Annotated in this window: 19 protein-coding genes; 5 read left to right on the top strand and 14 right to left on the bottom strand. The window is 69.8% G+C overall.

What is annotated here, in order from left to right; translation table 11 throughout:
* Positions 1 to 125: 125 nt before the first annotated feature.
* From MFF06_RS08600 to MFF06_RS08590, 3 genes are all read left to right on the top strand, one after another.
* A complete protein-coding gene (locus MFF06_RS08600) occupies positions 126 to 668 on the top strand; it encodes a response regulator (RefSeq protein WP_238202884.1) in 543 nt (180 codons plus the stop codon).
* A gap of 145 nt (positions 669 to 813) precedes the next feature.
* Positions 814 to 1,734, top strand: coding sequence for a transglutaminase family protein (locus MFF06_RS08595; RefSeq protein WP_238202882.1), 921 nt, complete (start codon positions 814 to 816; stop codon positions 1,732 to 1,734).
* A gap of 100 nt (positions 1,735 to 1,834) precedes the next feature.
* On the top strand, positions 1,835 to 2,653 hold the full coding sequence (locus MFF06_RS08590; RefSeq protein WP_238202880.1) for a transglutaminase-like domain-containing protein: 819 nt from the start codon (positions 1,835 to 1,837) through the stop codon (positions 2,651 to 2,653).
* A gap of 31 nt (positions 2,654 to 2,684) precedes the next feature.
* On the opposite strand, the gene MFF06_RS08585 is transcribed toward MFF06_RS08590, so the two are convergent.
* On the bottom strand, positions 2,685 to 3,278 hold the full coding sequence (locus MFF06_RS08585) for a DUF3578 domain-containing protein (protein WP_238202879.1): 594 nt from the start codon (positions 3,276 to 3,278) through the stop codon (positions 2,685 to 2,687).
* Complete coding sequence (locus MFF06_RS08580; RefSeq protein ID WP_238202878.1) at positions 3,275 to 4,414, bottom strand: anhydro-N-acetylmuramic acid kinase; 1,140 nt, start codon at positions 4,412 to 4,414, stop codon at positions 3,275 to 3,277. Before MFF06_RS08580 ends, MFF06_RS08585 begins: the two co-directional genes overlap by 4 nt.
* Positions 4,415 to 4,530: 116 nt before the next feature.
* On the opposite strand from MFF06_RS08580, the gene tyrS reads away from it, so the two are divergent.
* Entirely contained in the window at positions 4,531 to 5,799 is a 1,269-nt protein-coding gene (gene tyrS, locus MFF06_RS08575) for a tyrosine--tRNA ligase (RefSeq protein ID WP_238202877.1), read from the top strand.
* 186 nt (positions 5,800 to 5,985) lie between these two features.
* Here the strand turns inward: tyrS and MFF06_RS08570 are convergent, their stop codons facing one another.
* The 9 genes from MFF06_RS08570 to MFF06_RS08530 form a co-directional block, all read right to left on the bottom strand.
* Positions 5,986 to 6,711: a hypothetical protein gene (locus tag MFF06_RS08570; protein ID WP_238202876.1), complete on the bottom strand. Its 726-nt coding sequence runs from the start codon at positions 6,709 to 6,711 to the stop codon at positions 5,986 to 5,988.
* A 164-nt stretch (positions 6,712 to 6,875) separates the two neighbouring features.
* A complete protein-coding gene (tatC, locus tag MFF06_RS08565) occupies positions 6,876 to 7,676 on the bottom strand; it encodes a twin-arginine translocase subunit TatC (protein ID WP_238202875.1) in 801 nt (266 codons plus the stop codon).
* The gene (tatB, locus tag MFF06_RS08560) at positions 7,673 to 8,278 is read right to left on the bottom strand and encodes a Sec-independent protein translocase protein TatB (RefSeq protein ID WP_238202874.1); all 606 of its coding nucleotides are present in this window, start codon (positions 8,276 to 8,278) and stop codon (positions 7,673 to 7,675) included. Before tatB ends, tatC begins: the two co-directional genes overlap by 4 nt.
* A gap of 95 nt (positions 8,279 to 8,373) precedes the next feature.
* Positions 8,374 to 8,649, bottom strand: coding sequence for a twin-arginine translocase TatA/TatE family subunit (locus tag MFF06_RS08555; RefSeq protein WP_238202872.1), 276 nt, complete (start codon positions 8,647 to 8,649; stop codon positions 8,374 to 8,376).
* A gap of 153 nt (positions 8,650 to 8,802) precedes the next feature.
* Positions 8,803 to 9,810, bottom strand: a complete 1,008-nt coding sequence (gene nagZ / locus MFF06_RS08550) for a beta-N-acetylhexosaminidase (RefSeq protein WP_238202871.1) — start codon at positions 9,808 to 9,810, stop codon at positions 8,803 to 8,805.
* Positions 9,811 to 10,004: 194 nt separating this feature from the next.
* Positions 10,005 to 11,375: an SPOR domain-containing protein gene (locus MFF06_RS08545; protein WP_238202869.1), complete on the bottom strand. Its 1,371-nt coding sequence runs from the start codon at positions 11,373 to 11,375 to the stop codon at positions 10,005 to 10,007.
* Positions 11,376 to 11,426: 51 nt separating this feature from the next.
* Positions 11,427 to 13,178 (bottom strand): arginine--tRNA ligase, encoded by a 1,752-nt coding sequence (gene argS, locus MFF06_RS08540; RefSeq protein ID WP_238202867.1) that lies wholly within the window; start codon positions 13,176 to 13,178, stop codon positions 11,427 to 11,429.
* A gap of 287 nt (positions 13,179 to 13,465) precedes the next feature.
* Positions 13,466 to 13,753, bottom strand: coding sequence for a hypothetical protein (locus MFF06_RS08535; RefSeq protein ID WP_238202865.1), 288 nt, complete (start codon positions 13,751 to 13,753; stop codon positions 13,466 to 13,468).
* 230 nt (positions 13,754 to 13,983) lie between these two features.
* Positions 13,984 to 15,324 carry a glutamate--tRNA ligase gene (locus tag MFF06_RS08530; protein WP_238202864.1) on the bottom strand — a complete coding sequence of 447 codons (1,341 nt, stop codon included), beginning with the start codon at positions 15,322 to 15,324 and terminating at the stop codon, positions 13,984 to 13,986.
* Positions 15,325 to 15,511: 187 nt separating this feature from the next.
* Between MFF06_RS08530 and MFF06_RS08525 the strand changes: the two genes are divergently transcribed.
* On the top strand, positions 15,512 to 16,774 hold the full coding sequence (locus MFF06_RS08525) for an NAD(P)/FAD-dependent oxidoreductase (protein ID WP_238202863.1): 1,263 nt from the start codon (positions 15,512 to 15,514) through the stop codon (positions 16,772 to 16,774).
* A gap of 269 nt (positions 16,775 to 17,043) precedes the next feature.
* Here MFF06_RS08525 and MFF06_RS08520 read toward each other — a convergent pair whose 3' ends face one another.
* From MFF06_RS08520 to dksA, 3 genes are all read right to left on the bottom strand, one after another.
* Positions 17,044 to 17,520: a hypothetical protein gene (locus MFF06_RS08520; RefSeq protein ID WP_238202862.1), complete on the bottom strand. Its 477-nt coding sequence runs from the start codon at positions 17,518 to 17,520 to the stop codon at positions 17,044 to 17,046.
* Positions 17,517 to 17,915 (bottom strand): collagen-like protein, encoded by a 399-nt coding sequence (locus MFF06_RS08515; protein ID WP_238203104.1) that lies wholly within the window; start codon positions 17,913 to 17,915, stop codon positions 17,517 to 17,519. Before MFF06_RS08515 ends, MFF06_RS08520 begins: the two co-directional genes overlap by 4 nt.
* A gap of 62 nt (positions 17,916 to 17,977) precedes the next feature.
* Positions 17,978 to 18,397, bottom strand: a complete 420-nt coding sequence (dksA, locus tag MFF06_RS08510; RefSeq protein ID WP_238202861.1) for an RNA polymerase-binding protein DksA — start codon at positions 18,395 to 18,397, stop codon at positions 17,978 to 17,980.
* Between the last annotated feature and the right edge of the window lie 41 nt (positions 18,398 to 18,438).

Genomic DNA, 18,438 nt, shown 5'->3' with positions numbered 1-18,438 from the left:
GCCCGAACGACTTAGAATCCCCGACGACTGCGCGCCAGCGCGGCAATGAACACGCGTCGGGGGATTTCTTGAGCAAGCCGGATCCTGATACGAATTCGGTGTTTACCGATACGCTGACCCCGGGGATGCCCCTCGATCAGATCGGGCAGACCCTCGCCTCCTTCTACGACGACCTGATCGCCGAGGGCGTTCCGCCACACCTCGCTGCCCTCGTGCGCCGGGTGCGCCAGGGGCAGGTCGATCCCGCTGCGGAAGGCGGACAGGCCGACCGCTTCCCCGCGGGCTCGCGGCCCGGCAACCTCGCCATCGTGGTCGAGGACGAGGAGGATGTGCGCCATCTCGCCGAGGCCTTGCTGGAGGAGACCCAGTTGGAGGTCATCGGCTGCGCCAGCGCGGAGGAAGCGCTCGACGTGCTCCAGAAGCGCGGCGGCGATGTCGCCCTGATCTTCGCCGACGTCCGGTTGGCGGGTCAGATGGACGGGCTGCAACTGGTCCGGGCCGTGGCGACCCTATGGCCGCGGACGCGGCTGGTGGTGACCTCGGGACAGGGTGTCCGCACTCCCGACCTGCCCAGGGATGCGGTGTTCATCGCCAAGCCCTGGCGCGCCGTCGACGTGCTGGTAGAAGCCGATTTGGCGACGAAGCACCCGGCGCCGCCGGTCTCCTGACCGCCTGTCGTCATCGGGCCCTTTGGCTCCCGCCGGACCCACCGCCGCGCCCGGCATGGCGTGCGATCCGCCCGGCGCCCCACCCAAGGCGCAGCCTTTGCATGGGCGGGGCACGACAACGCCGCCCGCATCGGGAAACGACCCTTTGCCCATCCTCGCCGTCCGCCACCGCACGGTCTACCGCTACAGGCGGCCTGTCTCGTTCGGTGAGCACCGGATCATGTTCCGCCCGCGGGACAGCTACGATCAGCGCCTCATCGAGGCGAGCCTGACGATCGATCCGGAACCCGCGTCCCTGCGCTGGATGTTCGACGTGTTCGGCAACTGCGTGGCGGTGGCCACCTTCCAGACCCGCGCCGACACGCTCACCTTCGACGCTCGGATCACCCTGGACCACACCCCGGAACACGCGCCGGTCTTTCCCCTCGCGCCGCACGCGGACCACTACCCCTTCGGCTATGGCGCCGAGGACATGCCCGACCTCGCCCGCTCCATCGAGCGGCAATGGGCAGATCCCCGCCACGAGGTCGATGCCTGGGCCCGCAGCTTCGTGCCCGGCGCGGGACGGATTCCGACGCAGGACCTGCTCGCCGCGATGACGAGGAGCGTGCGGGCGAACTTTACCTACGTCGCCCGCTCCGAGAAGGGCGTGCAGGAACCCCTCACGACCTTGCGCGCCAAGCGCGGCTCCTGCCGGGACTTCGCGGTGCTGATGATGGAGGGGGTTCGCGCCCTCGGCATGGCCGCGCGATTCGTCTCCGGCTACCTCTACAACCCGAGCAACGACCGCGCCCGGCACGTAGGCGGCGGCTCGACCCATGCCTGGCTTCAGGTCTACCTGCCCGGCGCAGGCTGGGTGGAGTTCGACCCCACCAACGGGATCGTCGGCAACCGCGACCTGATCCGGGTGGCGGTCGCCCGCGATCCGGCCCAGGCAGTGCCCCTCAGCGGAAGCTATTTCGGTCTGTCGAGCGACGATCTCGGCATGACGGTGGATGTCGATGTGGTGGATTTGTCCGACGAGGAGGCCCCCGTGCGACGGAACGTCCCCTACTTGCCGCGTTGATACGGACCGGTGCCGCCGCCCGCCCAGTGCTCGCGCACGGGTGGAAGCAGTCCGACTGGCACAAGTTTAGCGTCATGACGGCGAGTGGAAGGTGGGTGCAATGCGGATCAGAACCGGCTTCGACATCGCCTTCGATCTCCTTCAGCCGACACCGATGATCCTGATGCTGAGCGTGCATCCGACGCGGATGCACGACCTGCTCACTCCGCACGTCCTCACCTTCGACCCGTGGATTCCCACGCGGGAGTATCGCGACGATTTCGGCAACATCTGCCACCGCGTCATCGCACCCCAGGGCACCCTGACCGTCTCCGCCGATTTCGAGGTGAACGATTCGGGGCTGCCGGACGTGATCGAGCCGGGCGCACGGCAGATTCCCGTGCAGGACCTGCCGGATGAGGTGCTGATCTACCTCCTCGGCTCCCGCTACTGCGACACGGACAAGCTCTCGCAGACCGCTTGGTCGCTGTTCGGATCCTCGCCTGAAGGATGGGGGCGGGTCCAGGCCATCGTGGACTACGTCCACGAGCGCATCCGCTTCGATTACCAGCGCGCCGACGCCACGCGGACCGCCCATGACGGCTTCATGCAGCGCGAGGGCGTGTGCCGCGACTTCGCGCACCTCGCCATCACCTTCTGCCGCTGCATGAACATCCCGGCCCGCTACGCCACCGGCTATCTCGGCGATATCGGCGTGCCGAAGGATCCCGCGCCGATGGATTTTTCCGCGTGGTTCGAGGTCTTCCTTCAAGGGCCGCAGGGACCGGCGTGGTACACGTTCGATGCGCGGCACAACCGTCCGCGCATCGGCCGCATCGTCATGGCCAGGGGCCGGGACGCCACCGACGTCGCGATCTCCACGAACTTCGGCTACGCGCATCTCGCCCGGTTCGACGTGCATACGGACGAGGTGGTGTGACGGCGCCTGCCGCCGTCATCGCGCCGACCTCTCAGAACTCCAGCCCACCCCGCGCCTTCAACGCGCGGTAAGCGTCGATTCCCAACGCCAGGTCGCGTCGGAGGCGCCCCTCATCGCCGAGATCGGCGAGGCCGTAGCGCAGCCCCAGGATGTGGGCGACCTCGTAGCCCTCCGGCAGGTCGCCCGTCGTCCCGAGGTCGAGGGACGTGAGGGGCAGGCGGTCCGCGAAATCTCCTATGCGCTCCCGCAGGCGGTCCCCGCTCGCGCGCAGATGATTTAGGGCGCGCGGGCCGTGCTCGCGGTAGGCTGCCACCGTGCCCTGCGCGAGAGACAGATGCACCGCCTCCCGGTGCGTGGGGAAGAGATAGACGAGGTAGTAGCCCCGCGTGGCGCTGGTGGTGACGGCCGGATCGAAGATCGCGATCCAGGGGATGGCCGCCCAGTGGGCGCCGCGCCCCGGACTGCCTTTCACGAGGAACGGCCCGTCGAGGGCGGCGAGCGCCTGCCGCACCTCGTCCGGCGCTCCCTTTCGGATCACCGTGCCCAGGGGATGCCCACGCGGCGGATCGAGGCGCGCGAGGGGATATTCCTCGATGATCCGTCTGAGGGCGTAGCCGAGGCTCACGCCTCCGGCCGGGCGAGGCTGCCGCCGCCGATCGGCTCCCTGACGCCCGTGGTGGAGGGGAAAGTGATCGGAAGGTTCTTGAGCGAGCGCACGGCGAGGAAGGCGAAGGCCTGCGCCTCCAGATAGGCCGAGGACCAGCCGATGGCGTCGGCCGTCGTGATCTCGGAGCGCAGGTGGTAGTTCAACAGGCGCACCAGTTCTCCATTGCGGGCGCCGCCGCCCGCCACGATCCAGCGGGTCGGGATTTCCGGGGCGTGGTCGAGGGCGCGGGCCACCGCGCGGGCGGTGAAGGCCGTGAGCGTGGCCGCGCCGTCCTCGGTGGAGAGCTGGCCCGCCAGCTTGTGCGAGAACCAGTTCCGGTCGAGCGATTTCGGCGGCTTGCGAAAGAAGAACGGGTGCGTCAGCAGCCACGCGAGCAGCGGCTCGTCGGGGCGACCGCGCGCGGCAGTGCGGCCGCCATCGTCGAGGTTCTTGCCCTCGCGCTCCTGCATCCACTCGTCGATCAGGGCATTGCCCGGCCCGGTGTCGAAGGCGATGACGCCGCCCTTCGAATCGATCAGCGTCGCGTTGGCGACGCCGCCGATGTTGAGGATGCCCACGGGCCCGGTGAAGCCGGACGCCTCGGCCAGCGCCTTGTGGAACACCGGCACCAGGGGAGCCCCCTGCCCGCCCGCCTCCACATCGGCCCGGCGGAGGTCGGACACCACCGGGATCCCGAGCCGGTTGGCGAGGGCCTGCCCGTCACCGATCTGCACGGAGATGCGGTGGTCCGGCCGGTGGATCACCGTCTGGCCGTGGAAGCCGATGACGTCGATGTCGCCCGCCTCGAGACCATTCTCGGCGAGGAAGCGCTCCACTGCCTCGGCATGGGCCTCGGTGACGAACACCTCCGCCTCGGGCAGGCGGCCGGGGCGGTCGCCGGGCTGGACGATGGCCTCCGCATCCTTGGTGGCCACGCGCAGGAGGAGCTTCTCCTCGTCCGAATAGCCGCGATAGCCGGTGGGGCCGAGCGGTTCGAGGAAGTTGTTGTGGCTCTTGACGACATGCACGGTCTCGCCGTCGGTCTCGATCAGCGCGACATCGACCCCGTCGAGGGAGGTGCCGCTCATCAGGCCGATCGCCCGCGACATCGCCATGGAAAGCCCCCGTGTGTTTCTCGAACCGGCCTGCTAAGAGCCGGGCCGATCCCCTCTCCGGGGGGAGCTAGCACGCGGGCCGCACCCTGTCGCCCGCCCCGGACCCCGTGACATCCATGAGCGCCGACTTCACGCCCCACTCCGACTTCCTGCGGATCCTCACCGAGCGCGGCTACATCCATCAGGCCTCCGACATGGCCGGGATCGACGCCGCCGCCAAGGAAGGGCGGCTGACCACCTATGTGGGCTACGACTGCACGGCGCCCTCGCTGCATGTGGGCCACCTGCTCTCGATCATGATGCTGCATTGGCTGCAGGCCACCGGGGGCAAGCCGATCACGCTGATGGGCGGTGGGACCACGCGCGTCGGCGACCCGTCCGGCCGGGACGAGTCCCGCAAGATCCTCACCATCGAGCAGATCGACGCCAACAAGGCCGAGATCCGCAAGACCTTCGACCGGTTCCTGCGCTTCGGCGAGGGCGGCAGCGATGCCGTGATGGTCGACAATGCCGAGTGGCTGACCAAGCTCAATTACATCGAGATGCTGCGCGACATCGGCCGCCACTTCTCGGTGAACCGGATGCTGTCCATGGACAGCGTGCGCCTGCGCCTGGAACGCGACCAGGAACTGTCGTTCCTGGAGTTCAACTACATGATCCTCCAGTCCTACGACTTCGTGGAGTTGAACCGCCGCTACGGGACGATCCTGCAGATGGGCGGATCGGACCAGTGGGGCAACATCGTCAACGGCATCGACCTCGGCCGCCGCATGGGCACGCCGCAGCTCTACGCCCTGACCTGTCCCCTGCTCACGACCTCATCGGGCGCGAAGATGGGCAAGACCGCGGCCGGGGCCGTGTGGCTGAACCCGGAGATGCTGTCTCCTTACGATTACTGGCAGTTCTGGCGAAACACGGAGGATGCGGACGTCGCCCGCTTCCTGAAGCTGTTCACCCTGCTGCCGATGGACGAGATCGCCCGGCTCGCGGCCCTCGGCGGCGCCGAGATCAACGAGGCCAAGAAGGTGCTCGCCACCGAGGCGACGGCGCTGATGCACGGCCGCGAGGCGGGCGACGCCGCCGCCGAGACGGCGCGCAAGACCTTCGTGGAGGGCTCTCTGGCCGCCGACCTGCCGACCATCACCGTCCCGGCGAGCCTGCTCGAAGCAGGGCTCGGGGTCCTCACCGCCTTCGGGCCGGACCATGCCAAGCTCGTCCCCTCGACCAGCGAGGCCAGGCGGCAGATCAAGGGCGGCGGCCTGCGGGTGAACGATGTGCAGGTCACGGACGAGAAGGCGACCCTGCGCCCCTCCGACATGACGGCCGACGGGGTGATCAAGCTGTCCTTCGGCAAGAAGAAGCACGTCCTGCTGCGGGCGGAGTGACGCACCCGCGTCGTTGCGGGCGCGATCCAGGGTAGCGCCGGTTTCGGAGTTCACCGGCAGGGACATCGCGCTCCTCGTCGTTGCGAGCGTGAGCCGAAGCAATCCAGGGCAACGGGCCGTTCCCGAACGCGGCGCCTCCCTGGATTGCTCAGCGTTACTCGCAAAGACGGAGCGGCGGGGCTCGCCTCACCCCCGCCGGTGCGTGACCAGCGGGTCGCCGACGTATTCATGCGTTCCGATGTGCCCCATGCGGAACCAGGGGCAGAGATGGATCACCTTGCCCAGCGCCCGGATGTCGTCGCCGAAGGCGAGGTCCTCGCCGCGGAAGGCGTGTGCGGTGCGGCCGCCGGAGAAGAACGTTGTGAGGCCCGCGAGCGGGTTCGGCGGCGTGATCAGCCAGTCCGGATGGGCGCGGGCCAGATCCTCGAACACCTCCCGGCGGATCAGGATGAGGCCGGTGAGCGCGTGGTCGCCCACCATCACCTCGTCCGCGACGGCGAGGTCCGGCAGGATCTGCTGCACTCCGTGGACCGGCAGGAGGGCGGGATCGAGGTCGGGCTGGGCGCGGGCGACCTCGGCGATCCGGTGCCAATCGTAGATCTTCCGCGGGGCGACCGCGCTCAGCACGTCGCGCTCGCCATGCCCGAGCATCCGCATCAGATCCTCGACGCGCCAGCGCATGTCGGCGTCGATGAAGAGCAGGTGCGTCGCATTCGTCCGCTTCAGGAAGTAATCGACGGCGAGGTTGCGGGCCTGCGCGATCAGGGACGACGAGGTCGTGACAAAATGCATCTCCACTCGCCGCTGTTGCAGGGCGAGGCAGGAGCGCAGGAGGCTGTCCACGTATCCGGTCTTGACCTCGTCGCCATAGGCTGGCGTCGCGATGCAGATCGAGCGCGGTAGATATGGCATTTCCAGCATCGTCCCAACCCGGCAGACAGCTTCGACTGATACAACTGCCGGTGGAGTTCTGGACTAATCGGTGCCACTACTAAAATAGGTGGCACATAGTCCGCCGACACCTGTCCCAATGCTATACCGCAGGAAGGGTATCGGCGGATAGATCGATCGCGATCTTAGGGATCGAGCCCGTCGGCGATCCGCTGCGCCTTGCGCCGTGCCTCCACACGCGAGACCGAGAAAATCGAGGCCTCGTAGAGGAGCAGCATCGGCACGGCCAAGGACAGCTGCGAGATCACATCCGGCGGCGTCAGGATCGCGGCGGCGACGAAGACGAGGACGATGGCGTAGCGCCGCTTCTCGCGCAGGAACTTGCTGTCGATGATGCCGACCTGACCGAGCAAGGTGAGGATCACCGGCAACTGGAAGGCGAGGCCGAAGGCGAAGATCAGCGTCATGATGAGCGAGAGATACTCGTCCACCTTCGGCAGGAGCTTGATCGTCGGCTCGCCGGCGACGCCGACCTGCTGCAGCGACACCGAGAACTTGATGAGCAGCGGCATCGCCAGGAAGAACACCACCAGCGCACCGAGCAGGAAGAAGATCGGCGTGGCGACGAGGTACGGCAGGAAGGCCTTGCGCTCGTTGCGGTAGAGGCCCGGCGCCACGAAGGCGTAGATCTGCGTGGCGATCACCGGGAAGGCGAGGAAGGCCGCGCCGAACACGCTGAGCTTGATGTTGGTGAAGACCTGCTCAAGAAAGTGCGTCGCGATCAGTTCCGCGTTCTGGGCGCCCACCACGGAGACGTAGGGGTAAACTAGGATGTTGTAGATATCGCGCGCGAAGAAGAAGCAGGCGAAGAACATCACCACGAAGGCGATCAGAGATTTGATCAGCCGCGAGCGCAGTTCGATCAGGTGCTCGAGAAGCGGCGCCCGCGACGCCTCGATCTCGGCCTCGTCGGCCTCGGTGATCATTGTGCGGCGGTTCCGTTCCGGCTCGGCGCCGTGTCGGCGGCGGGCGTTCCGTAGGGGTCGTCCACCGAGCCCGGCACCGGCAGCGGCGCCTCACGCCCAGCCTGCCGTTCGGCCTTCAGGCGGGCGGTGGCATCGGCGAGGCTGCGTGGCTTGGATGCGGCGGGCTTGGAGACGGCGGGCTCGGCCGCAGGGGATGCACCCGCCGGAGCGGCGGCGGCGTCGGCCTCGGGCCAGGACGGCGCCGCGGGTGGCGGCTTGGGCGGCCCGTAGGTTTCGGCGGCTGGGGACGCGGGGCTCGCGGCTGCCGGGGTGGAGCGGCCCTCGACGGCCCCGCGCAACTCGTCGCGGATGGTCTGAACGGGATTGAAGGTCGAGGTGCCGCGCATCGTGTCGCGGATGCCGTCGACCTCCTTGCGCACCTCGTCGAGTTCCGCCTCGCGGATGGCCTCGTTGAACTGCATCTGGAACTCGCCGGCCATCCGGCGCAGCTTGGTGGTGACCTGCCCGACCGTGCGCAGCGCCTTCGGCAGGTCTTTCGGCCCGATGACGATGAGGGCGACACCGCCGATCAGCATCACCTCGCCCCAGCTCATGTCCAGCATGTCGTCGACGGTCCTGCCACGGTGGAGGTGGCCACGAGGGCCGGACTCTCACCGCCTCTACACGAGGGCGCGCCCCCTGGCTGCCCGGGAAAGGCTCAGAGCGTCTTGTTCTGGCCGCCCGGCAGATGGCTCGCCGGCACGGCGGTGCCGGGGCTGGTCTCGGCCGCGTGGGGAATGGTCCGCACCGGCTGCTGGGCGGGCGGCACGACCGGCTGGGCGGCCGTCGGCGTCTCGTCCTCGGCCATGCCCTTCTTAAAGGCTTTGATGCCCTTGGCCACGTCGCCCATCAGATCGGACACCTTACCGCGCCCGAACAGCAGCATCACGATGACCGCGACGACGACCCAGTGCCAAATGCTCATGCTACCCATGACGACCTCCTGCGCTCCGCCCGGCCCGAAGGCCACGGCCCGAGAGCGCTCCGTCCCTTGAGGAATTCACCGCGAACCTAGGGAGCGCGCCTCCCGAACACAAGCGGAAGCGCCGCGTCATCCCGGCCCGGAGGGTGAGAGGTTGGGGAAGTGTCAGGCCGCCTGGGCCAGGGCGGCGGCGAAGCGGGCGCGCGCCTCGGGAATATCGAGGGCGTCGTCGCCCCGCGCGAGATGCGAGAGCGCAGCCGCCGCGCGGCGGGCCGCCGCGCCGGTCAGCAGGGGCGTGCCCTCGCAGACGCCTTCCATCTCGGCCCGCTCGCCATTGCAGTGGAGGGCGATGTCGATCCCCGCCGCGAAGGCGGCCTCGGCCCGGCTGCGGAAGGGGCCGTCGAGGGCGTGCATCGACAGGTCGTCGGTCATCAGCAGGCCGTCGAACCCGATCTCGCCGCGGATCACCCCGGCGATGACGGCGGGCGATTGTGTCGCGGGCCGCTCGGGGTCGATGGCGGTGAAGACGACGTGGGCGCTCATCGCCATCGGCAGGTCGGCCAACGCGCGGAAGGGCGCGAAGTCGCGCGCGCGGAGCGAAGCGAGGTCCGCCTCCACCCGGGGCAGCGCCTTGTGGCTGTCGCAGGCGGCGCGGCCGTGGCCGGGCATGTGCTTCACCACCGGCAGGACGCCGCCCGCCATCAGGCCCTCGGCCACCGCCCGGCCGATTTCGACCACCGCCTCGGGGCTCGTGCCGTAGGCCCGGTCGCCGATGATGTCGTGCGAGCCCGGCGACGGCACGTCGAGGACCGGGGCGCAGTCGACGTTGATGCCGACCTCCGCGAGGTCGTGGGCGATCAGCCGCGCCCCGAGGCGGGCGATGGAGGCCGCCGCGCCGTTGAGGCGACCGAACCGCCCGCCGGCCGGATAGGACGGCCAATGGGGCGGCCCCATGCGCTGCACCCGGCCGCCCTCCTGATCGATGAGGATCGGCGCGTCGGCGCGGCCGACGCAGTCCCGCAGCGCCGCCGTCAGGGCGCGGACCTCGTCGGGCGTGCCGATGTTGCGCTTGAACAGGATGAAGCCCCAGGGCTGTGCGGCGCGGAAGAACGCCGCCTCCCCTGACGAGAGGCTGGTCCCGGCGCAGCCGAGAATCAGGGCGCGGATCGTCATCGCTCAGGCTTCCGGGGCGAATCGCATGGGGAGAGTTTCGGGCGTCGGCAGGCCGCCATCAAGGCGCAAGCCGCCCCGCGACGCCGGACGGAGCACGCCGGGCGGGACCTGTGGCCACCCGGACTCAGGATCCGGGCGGCGGAGCGGCGGCGGTCCTCGTCGGCCGCTCGCCATTTCTCAGGACAGAGGGTTCGTCAGTTCTTGGCGACGAAGCACTGGCCGCCTTCGCCCTGGAGGGCGCTGCAGAGGCTCGACGCCTCCTCCTTCGCCAATGGCCCGACGCGGACGCGGAAGATGGTCTTGCCGTTCACCTCGGCCTGACGGATCAGCTCCGGCTTGCCGGCGAGGCGGCTGTACTTGGCCTGCATCTGATGCAGGGCGGCGCGGGCGTCACCCGCCGAGTTGCGCACGCCGAGCTGGACCGAGTAGCCGCTCACCGGCGAGGTGGTGTCGATGGCCGCCGAAGTGGCTTGGGTCGTCTCCGGGCTCGCCTGGACCGGATCGTTGCCGAGGGACGCGACGCGCTGCGGCGCCTTTTTCACGGCCACCGGGGCCGGCGCAGGGGCAGCCTTGGGCTTGGCGGGAGCCTCCGCCGGGGTTTCGGTCGCGGGCATGACCGGGGTCGCCAGGGCGTCGGCCGAGCGGACCGGCTTCGCGGGCCGGGCGGGGGGCGGGGCCGCGTCGGCGGACGGCAGCACCATGGTCGGCACCGGCGACGGGGACGGCTCGGCCTCGGCGACGGGCGCGGGCGGCGGGGGCGGCGCGTCGGGCTTCACCGCGACGGTGCGGACGCGGCGGGGCTCGCCGAACGCCTCGAAGGGGCTGTTGCCGGGCGTCGTGGTGCCCTGGTTCGCGGGTGTGCCTCCGGCCGCGCGAGCCGCCTCGGCGACGTCCAGGGGCTGCTCCTCGCGGTTCACGATCTTGATCTGGCCGCTGTCCTTGCCGGTGGCGTTGCGGTCGTAGATCTGGCGGTTCTGGTCGGGGATCTCGACGCCGTCAGCCACCTTCGGGGCGACCTTCATCGGCGTCGCGTCGGCCTGGACGACCGGAACGCCGCCGCCGGAATGGCCACCCTGCATTCCCTTGTAGGTCAGCGCGCCGGTCACCGCGACGGCGACCACGGCGATACCCGCACCCACGGAGACGAGGCGGCTGCGCGGCGATTTCCGGCGCAGGGACCGGGCGTCGTCGTAGGGCTGCTCCGGCTCGGCATAGGCGAAGCCGCCCTCTCCGGCCGGGGCGGGAGCCTGATGCATGTCCCGCTCGACGGAGGCGAGGTACTGGTCGAAGGCATCGGCCGGGTTCGGCCGCACCGGCTCCTCGGCGGCGAAGCTCGGCTCCGGCCGGCGGTCCCAGCGGGCCTCCGGCTCGGGCGCGGCGCCGACGTAGTTGGCGCCGATCTCGTTGCGGGCATCGAGAAGCGCGCGGAACGGATCGTCCTGCCCCACGATCCGGGCCAGTTCCGCGAGGGGATCCCCCTTGGCACCCTGGCGCGCGGCGCCGTCGTGCCGCAGATCACGCGCAAGAGCTTCCAGATCGATCTGAGCGCGCGACGCGTTCGTCATGGCAGCTTCCTCAACCATTGGCGGACCGACCCCTCGCCGTCGCGATCCGGGCTAGCGCATCTCGTCCGGAGCGCTCACACCCAAAAGGCGGAGGCCGTCGGCCAACATGGATCGAACGGCCTCGAGGAGGGCCAACCTCGCCCACGTGGACATTCGATCGGTTGGATTAACAAACCGTAATTGCGGCAAGTCTTTGCCCTTATTCCAGAAACTATGTAGCGCCGAGGCGGATTCATAGAGATGGAAGGCGACTCGGTGGGGTTCGTGCGCCATCGCCGCCGATTCGATAATCCTCGGGTACTGCGCGAGCAGACGCATCATCTCGGCCTCGCCCGAATCGGTCAGGAGGGCGAGATCCGCCTCGGCGGCCACGGCCCGCGGCGACAGGTCGGCCCCCGGGAAGGCCTCCCGCGCCTGACGCTGCACCGACCGGGCGCGGGCGTGGGCGTACTGCACGTAGAAGACCGGGTTGTCCTTCGATTGCTCGACAACCTTGGCGAGGTCGAAATCGAGGGTCGCGTCGTTTTTGCGGAACAGCATCATGAAGCGGATCGCATCGCGACCGACCTCGTCGATCACGTCCCGGAGCGTCACGAACTCGCCGGCGCGCTTGCTCATCTTCACCGGCTCGCCGGCGCGCAGGAGCCGCACCAACTGGCACAATTTCACGTCGAGGACGGCCCTGCCGTCGCTCACGGCCTTCACCGCCGCCTGCATCCGCTTCACGTAGCCGCCGTGGTCGGCACCGAGCACGTCGATGATCTCCTCCGCGCCCCGGAGCACCTTGTCGCGGTGGTAGGCGATGTCGGCTGCGAAGTAGGTGAAGCTGCCGTCCGACTTCAGCAGCGGGCGGTCGGTGTCGTCACCGAAATCCTTGGTGCGGAACAGGGTTTGTTCCCGGTCCTCCCAATCCTCCGGCAACTGTCCCTTCGGCGGGGGCAGGCGCCCCTCGTAGACGAGGCCGCGCGTGCGCAGGTCGGCCAGCAGCGCGCCCACGGCGCCGCTGTCATGCAGCTGGCGCTCGGAGAAGAAGACGTCGTGCTGGATGCCGATGGCGGCGAGGTCGCCCCGGATCGTGTCCATCATCATGGCGACGGATACGTCCCGCACCACCGGCAGCCATTCGGCCTCCGGGCGGTCGAGGAGCGTCCGCCCATGCGATTGCGCGAGCGCCGCGCCGACGGGCTTCAGGTAGTCGCCCGGATACAGGCCCTCGCCGATGGCGAAGGGCTCGCCCAGCGCCTCCCGGTAGCGCTGGAACGCCGAGCGGGCCAGCACGTCCACCTGCGCGCCCGCGTCGTTGATGTAATATTCGCGCGTCACCTGGCGGCCGGCGGCTTCGAGCAGACTCGCCAGGGCATCACCGAACACAGCGCCACGGCCGTGCCCGACATGCATCGGCCCGGTCGGGTTTGCCGAGACGTACTCGACGTTGACCGGCCCGCCCGGCAGCGCGGCCCGCCCGAAGCCCTCGGGATCCGAGAGGGCGGCCCGGACGACCTCGTGGTAGACGCCCGGCTGCAAACGCAGGTTGATGAAGCCGGGCCCGGCCAGGGAGACCTCCGCCACGCGCGGGTCGGCACGCAGTTGCTCCGCGAGCGTCTCGCCCAAAGCCTTCGGGTTGGTCTTGGCCTCCTTGGCCAGGACCAGGGCGGCGTTGGTGGCGAGGTCGCCGTGCGAGGGGTCGCGGGGCGGCTCCACGACGACGCGGCCGAAATCCAGCCCGGCGGGCAGCGTGCCGTCCCGGGTCAGGACCTCCAGGGCCTCGCGCACACGGGCCTCGAACTGGGCGAAGATGTTCATTCCGGTCGGTCTCAAAGAGGCTTGGCCCGCCGCGCCGCGTGCGTCGGGACTGGTCATGCGGGGCAACACGGGGAGGAAGACCGCCCGGCCGTGCCATCCGCCGGAACGTCATGGCATGAGCGGCCCGGGAGGCCCGGCGTGCGCAACCGTCCCCGCCGCATAGCAAGGGCGGGCCTGCCTGTCACCGAGCGGGTGGGATCGGCCGCCCGGTACCGTCGCCGGAATCCTGCGCCGAAGCGCGCTACGGGGCCCTTGCCGGATCGCGGGGCTCGCCGCTCAGCTCGGAATCAGGCCGCCTCGGCATCGCGGCGCAGACCATGGGCCCGTCCCACGATGTCCCACAGGCGTTCACCGACGGCGAGGGCGATGGCGCGGCTGGACTCGCCCTCCGACCGGTGGCGGCACAATCCGGCGAGCACGTCGGCGAACCGCTGCTCGATCGTCGGAAGAAGCAGGTCGGCGGCCTCCGGCTCCACCGCCCTCAACACCTCCGCCAGATCGATATAGGCATCCTGCAGCAAGTGCAGCGTCAGACGCTCGACGGCGCCCTCGTCCTCCGGCGACAGATGCATCATTGCCGTTCGATCCAGCCTCCAAGGCAACGATCATCAATGTTCGATGGTTAACGACCTATTAAAATTTCAATTTAGACAGGCATCGAGAGGCCAAATGGCGTGACCGCACGGTACGATCGTTCCGAAGACAGTAAAAGGGAAGAGGGCTCTTGCCCTCAGATTGCATCGCGTCGTCGCCGTCGCCGGCGGAGACGATCCCGCGTGGTCAATCCGGTCGAATCGCGACCGCTCTACGCCTCGAGCCCCGACAAACGCGCCAGCGCCTTCTCGCGGCCGATCAGCGGGAGCAGCCCGGCGAGGTCCGGCCCGTGCTCCAGCCCGGTGAGGGCGAGGCGCAGGGGCATAAACAGGGCCTTGCCCTTGGCGCCCGTCGCCGCCTTGATCTCGCCGGTCCACGTCTTCCATGTCTGTCCGTCGAAGGGCTCCGGCGGCAGGCTGGCGCGGGCGGCCGCGGTGAAGGCCTCGTCCTCGATCCGGGGTGTGACCGGCCCCGACACGACCTTCCACCACTCGCCGGCCTGGGCCACGCGGGTCAGGTTCGCGCGCACGGCGAGCCAGAAGGCTTCGGCCTGCGCGTCCGGCACGCCGAGGGCCCGCAACCGCCCGGCCGCCTCGGCATAGGGCATGGCGTGGACGAGGCGGGCGTTCAGCCCGTCGAGTTCGGCCTCGTCGAACCGGGCGGGAGCCCGGGAAATCTCGGAGAGATCGACGAGGGACGCCAACTCGTCGAGCCCGTCCACCGCCCTGACCGCCTCGGCCGAGCCGGTGAGGACGGCCAGCGAGCGCACGGCGCCGGGCTCGAACCCCGCGTCCCGCAGCCCGCGCAGGGACAGGTGCCCGAGGCGCTTCGACAGTCCCTCCCCGTCCGCCGTGGTCAACAGGTTGTGGTGCCCGAAGATCGGCACTGCCGCTCCAAGGGCCTCGAAGATCTGCACCTGCACGCCGGTATTGGTGACGTGATCCTCGCCGCGGATGATGTGAGTGACGCCGAAGTCCTTGTCGTCCACCACGGACGGCAGGGTGTAGAGGTAGGTCCCGTCCGCGCGGATCAGGACCGGATCGGACAGCGAGGCGCAATCGACATGCGCCGGGCCGCGCACGAGGTCCTCCCAGGAGACGGTGCGCGCATCGAGCAGGAATCGCCAATGCGGACGGCGGCCCTCCGCTTCCAGGGTGGCGCGCTCCTCCGGTGAGAGCCTGAGCGCGGCGCGGTCGTAGATCGGCGGCTGGCCGCGCCCGAGCTGGCGCTTGCGCCGCCGATCGAGCTCCTCCGGCGTCTCGTAGCAGGGGTAGAGGCGGCCGGCGGCCTTCAGCTGGGCGGCGGCGGCATCGTGCTCCGCCTTCCTGTCGCTCTGCCGGGCGAACAGGTCCGGCGCGATACCCAGCCACGCCAGATCCTCAGCGATCGCCCGGGCGAACTCCTCGGTGGACCGGGCGGCATCCGTATCGTCGAGGCGCAACAGGAAGCGTCCGCCGTGGCGTCGAGCGTAGAGCGCGTTGAGCAGGGCCGGGCGGGCATTGCCGATGTGCAGGTAGCCGGTCGGCGAGGGAGCGAAGCGGACGAGGGTCATGGCGCGTCTCTAGCGCAAACCGGCGCGAATGTGCGCCGTTGCGGTGGAATTCAGAGGGGCGACTCACCAGTTCGTGCGTGCAGTGCAATAGAAAAGCGCCGTACCCCCGTTCGTAGCCCTACCCCGTGTCGCGTGAATCCGACAAAAGGCTTGCGAGGACTGTGAGCAGCGGGTTGGCATGACGGGGATGGCGGAAATCGCGGTTGTGGGGGGCGGCATGGTCGGGATCGCCTCCGCTATCGCACTGCGGGAGCGCGGTCTCGACGTGGTGCTGTGCGATCCCGGCGAGGCGCGTGCCCGCACCTCCTACGGCAATGCCGGAGTGATCAGCCGCGGTTCGATCCTGCCCATGGCCAGCCCCGCCCTCTGGAGCAAGCTCCCCGCCTACCTGCGCAACGCGGACAGGGCGCTGCGCCTCGATTATCGCCACCTGCCCCGGATCGCCCCCTACCTCGCGCATTTCCTCGCCAATGCCCGCGAATCGCGGTGGCGCGACTCGGCGAGCGCGCTGATCCCCCTGACCAGCGCCGCCTATCCCGCCCACGAACGGCTCGCGGCCAAGACGGGGACGAGCCATCGCCTCGTGCGCAACGGCTGGATCAAGGCCTACCGGACGGAGGAGGCGTTCCGGGGTGCCGCCCTTGAGCGGGAGATCCTGCGCGAGCACGGCGTGGCCTTCGATATCCTCGACGGGCACACCCTGCGTGAGCACGAGCCGGCCCTCGTCCGCCCATACGCGCGGGCCATGCTCCTGCCCGAGACGGGATCGGTCCGGGAGCCCGGCCGTCTCGTCGAGGCCTGCGAGGCCCTCTACGCGCGCATGGGCGGACAGCGGGTGCGCGCCAGCGTCAACCGGCTCTTTCCCGACGGCGACGGGTGGAGCGTCGTGCTGGACGACGGCACGTTCCGGGCGAAGAGGGTGGTGCTGGCCGCCGGCGCGGCCACGGGCGCCTTGACGAAGCCCCTGGGCTACCGCTTCGCCGTGGCCGCGGAGCGCGGCTACCATCGGCACTTCGCCCTGCGTCCCGAATCGCCGCCCCTCACCCGGCCGATCCTCGACACCGGCGCCGCCTCGATCCTGGCACCGATGGGCGAGAGCGGCATCCGGGTCCTGTCGGGGGTGGAACTGAGCGCCCGCCAGGCACCACCGGACTTCTCGCAGATCGCGGCGGCAAGCCGCGAGGCGGCGGGAACACTCGCCCTCGGCGGCCCCCTCGACAACGAGCCCTGGCTCGGCTCCCGCCCGGCGACGCCGGACGGGATGCCGGTGATCGGCTGGGCGCCGAAGCACGACGGCCTGATCTTCGCCTTCGGCCACGGCCATATCGGCCTCTCGACGGGGCCGATCACCGGGGAAATCGTCGCCGACCTCGCCACGGGGCGCCCGCCCTCCGTGCCGATCAACCCCTTTTCCGCCGACCGGCTGCTGCAATGGCCTCGTCTGGCCTAAGTCGGGGGCCAGGCGCCGGAGCCGATCCCGTCGGCTCACGCAGCACCGTCTTTGCGAGCGACAGCGAAGCAATCCAGGGCAGCGGGACGCCTCCGAACGGTGCGCGTCCCGGGATTGCTTCGCTGTCGCTCGCAAAGACGACGTGAGACTCATTGACGGGCGTGGCTTAACCCTTTGGCCACGGCTCTCGGCGCCTCGCAGGCTCAAGCCGCCTGCGACCGTTCCGGGACGAGATGCCGGAGACGACGCGGACCTGCCGCCGCCGGCCGTCAGCGCCAATCGTAGGGATTGAAGCGATCTAGGGCGACCTGGACCTTGCGCAGGAATTCCGGCTGCCGCTGGAGGCTCGCCTCGCGGGCGAGGGCGCGGAGGAAGGAGCGGGGACCGTGCTCCAGGTCGCGGCCCAGGCCGTCGTAGCGGTCGGAGGGGGTCACCTGCGAAGGGTTCGACGCCACGAGATACTCGATGGCGCAGACCGGCGGATCGATGCCCAGCCGATAGCAGATCCGCACGTGCTTGAACGGCTCGCCGGGCCGGTCCTCGACCCGGAAGCCCGCGAAGGCGAAGGCGCCGCGGCTCGCCTTCTCGGCATAGGCGATGGTCGATGCCACGGTGACGTAGCCGCCGGTGACGTGCGACCTCACGAGATCCACCGCCGCCCGGTCGGAGGGCACGAAGGGCTCGGCGGCGGCCGGGACCGTGAGGGCGGCGAGGAGCGAGGCGCCGAAGGCGAGAGAGCGGATCACGGCTTCCTCATGCAGACGGCCACGGGCACCGAATCCTTGGCGGGCTTGGCGTTCAGGTCGATACAGGCCACCGTCGCCACGCCGTCCGTGAGGCTGACGGAGGGCAGGACGGCGATGCCCCGGCAATAGGCGCCGATCAACTCCTCGTCCCTGCGGCAGGCGACGTCGAGGCGGATCTGCGTGTTGAGAGCGGGGCCGGGCGGGCCCTGCTCGCCCGAAGGACCGCGCTCGCCCGCGGGGCCGCGCTGCCCCGTCGCGCCGTTGAGGCCGGCGGGCCCCTGGGGACCGGCCGGTCCCTGCTCGCCCTTCGGTCCGGGCGGCCCGGCCGGGCCGGGCTTTGTTTCGCCGCAGGCACCGAGCGCGAGGATCATGGCGACGGCCAGAAGGCGTGTCATGGTGGTGTCCGGGGGGCTCGTCGAAAGGCGCGCCGGGCGCCGGCCACGGAGGAGAGGCGCGCTCAGTCGTCGCGGTAGACGCGCTCGCGGCGTTCGTGCCGCTCCTGGGCTTCCAGGGACAGGGTGGCGATCGGCCGCGCGTCGAGGCGCTTCAGGGAGATCGGCTCGCCGGTCTCCTCGCAATAGCCGTAGGACCCGTCCTCCAGGCGCGCGAGCGCGGCGTCGATCTTGCCGGTGAGCTTGCGCTGCCGGTCCCTCGCCCGCAGCTCGATGGAACGGTCGGTCTCGGAGGAGGCCCGGTCCGCGAGATCGGGGTGGTTCTCGTTCTCGCTCTGAAGCGCGGTCAGCGTGTCCTGGGCTTCGCGCAGGATCTCGCTTTTCCAATTGAGCAACTTGCGCCGGAAATATTCGCGCTGCCGTTCATTCATGAAGGGCTCGCTTTCAGACGGGACATAGCCGTCCTCCAGTGTCACCTTCGCCATGCGTGGCCCTCACTCGTGTAGGCTGGCCGGTGTGCGGCGCG

This window comes from Methylobacterium aerolatum (genome assembly GCF_022179085.1).
GTDB lineage: Bacteria > Pseudomonadota > Alphaproteobacteria > Rhizobiales > Beijerinckiaceae > Methylobacterium > Methylobacterium aerolatum.
This window is presented reverse-complemented; position numbering and strand designations above follow the sequence as displayed.

Bases quoted from the DNA above. Each gene is read 5' to 3' on its own strand.
- MFF06_RS08600 (WP_238202884.1), top strand. From the start codon at position 126: ATGCCCCTCGATCAGATCGGGCAGACCCTCGCCTCCTTCTACGACGAC.
- MFF06_RS08590 (WP_238202880.1), top strand. From the start codon at position 1,835: ATGCGGATCAGAACCGGCTTCGACATCGCCTTCGATCTCCTTCAGCCG.
- MFF06_RS08580 (WP_238202878.1), bottom strand. From the start codon at position 4,414: ATGGCGATGTCGCGGGCGATCGGCCTGATGAGCGGCACCTCCCTCGAC.
- tyrS (WP_238202877.1), top strand. From the start codon at position 4,531: ATGAGCGCCGACTTCACGCCCCACTCCGACTTCCTGCGGATCCTCACC.
- MFF06_RS08570 (WP_238202876.1), bottom strand. From the start codon at position 6,711: ATGCCATATCTACCGCGCTCGATCTGCATCGCGACGCCAGCCTATGGC.
- tatC (WP_238202875.1), bottom strand. From the start codon at position 7,676: ATGATCACCGAGGCCGACGAGGCCGAGATCGAGGCGTCGCGGGCGCCG.
- tatB (WP_238202874.1), bottom strand. From the start codon at position 8,278: ATGCTGGACATGAGCTGGGGCGAGGTGATGCTGATCGGCGGTGTCGCC.
- MFF06_RS08555 (WP_238202872.1), bottom strand. From the start codon at position 8,649: ATGGGTAGCATGAGCATTTGGCACTGGGTCGTCGTCGCGGTCATCGTG.
- nagZ (WP_238202871.1), bottom strand. From the start codon at position 9,810: ATGACGATCCGCGCCCTGATTCTCGGCTGCGCCGGGACCAGCCTCTCG.
- MFF06_RS08545 (WP_238202869.1), bottom strand. From the start codon at position 11,375: ATGACGAACGCGTCGCGCGCTCAGATCGATCTGGAAGCTCTTGCGCGT.
- argS (WP_238202867.1), bottom strand. From the start codon at position 13,178: ATGAACATCTTCGCCCAGTTCGAGGCCCGTGTGCGCGAGGCCCTGGAG.
- MFF06_RS08535 (WP_238202865.1), bottom strand. From the start codon at position 13,753: ATGATGCATCTGTCGCCGGAGGACGAGGGCGCCGTCGAGCGTCTGACG.
- MFF06_RS08530 (WP_238202864.1), bottom strand. From the start codon at position 15,324: ATGACCCTCGTCCGCTTCGCTCCCTCGCCGACCGGCTACCTGCACATC.
- MFF06_RS08525 (WP_238202863.1), top strand. From the start codon at position 15,512: ATGGCGGAAATCGCGGTTGTGGGGGGCGGCATGGTCGGGATCGCCTCC.
- MFF06_RS08515 (WP_238203104.1), bottom strand. From the start codon at position 17,915: ATGACACGCCTTCTGGCCGTCGCCATGATCCTCGCGCTCGGTGCCTGC.
- dksA (WP_238202861.1), bottom strand. From the start codon at position 18,397: ATGGCGAAGGTGACACTGGAGGACGGCTATGTCCCGTCTGAAAGCGAG.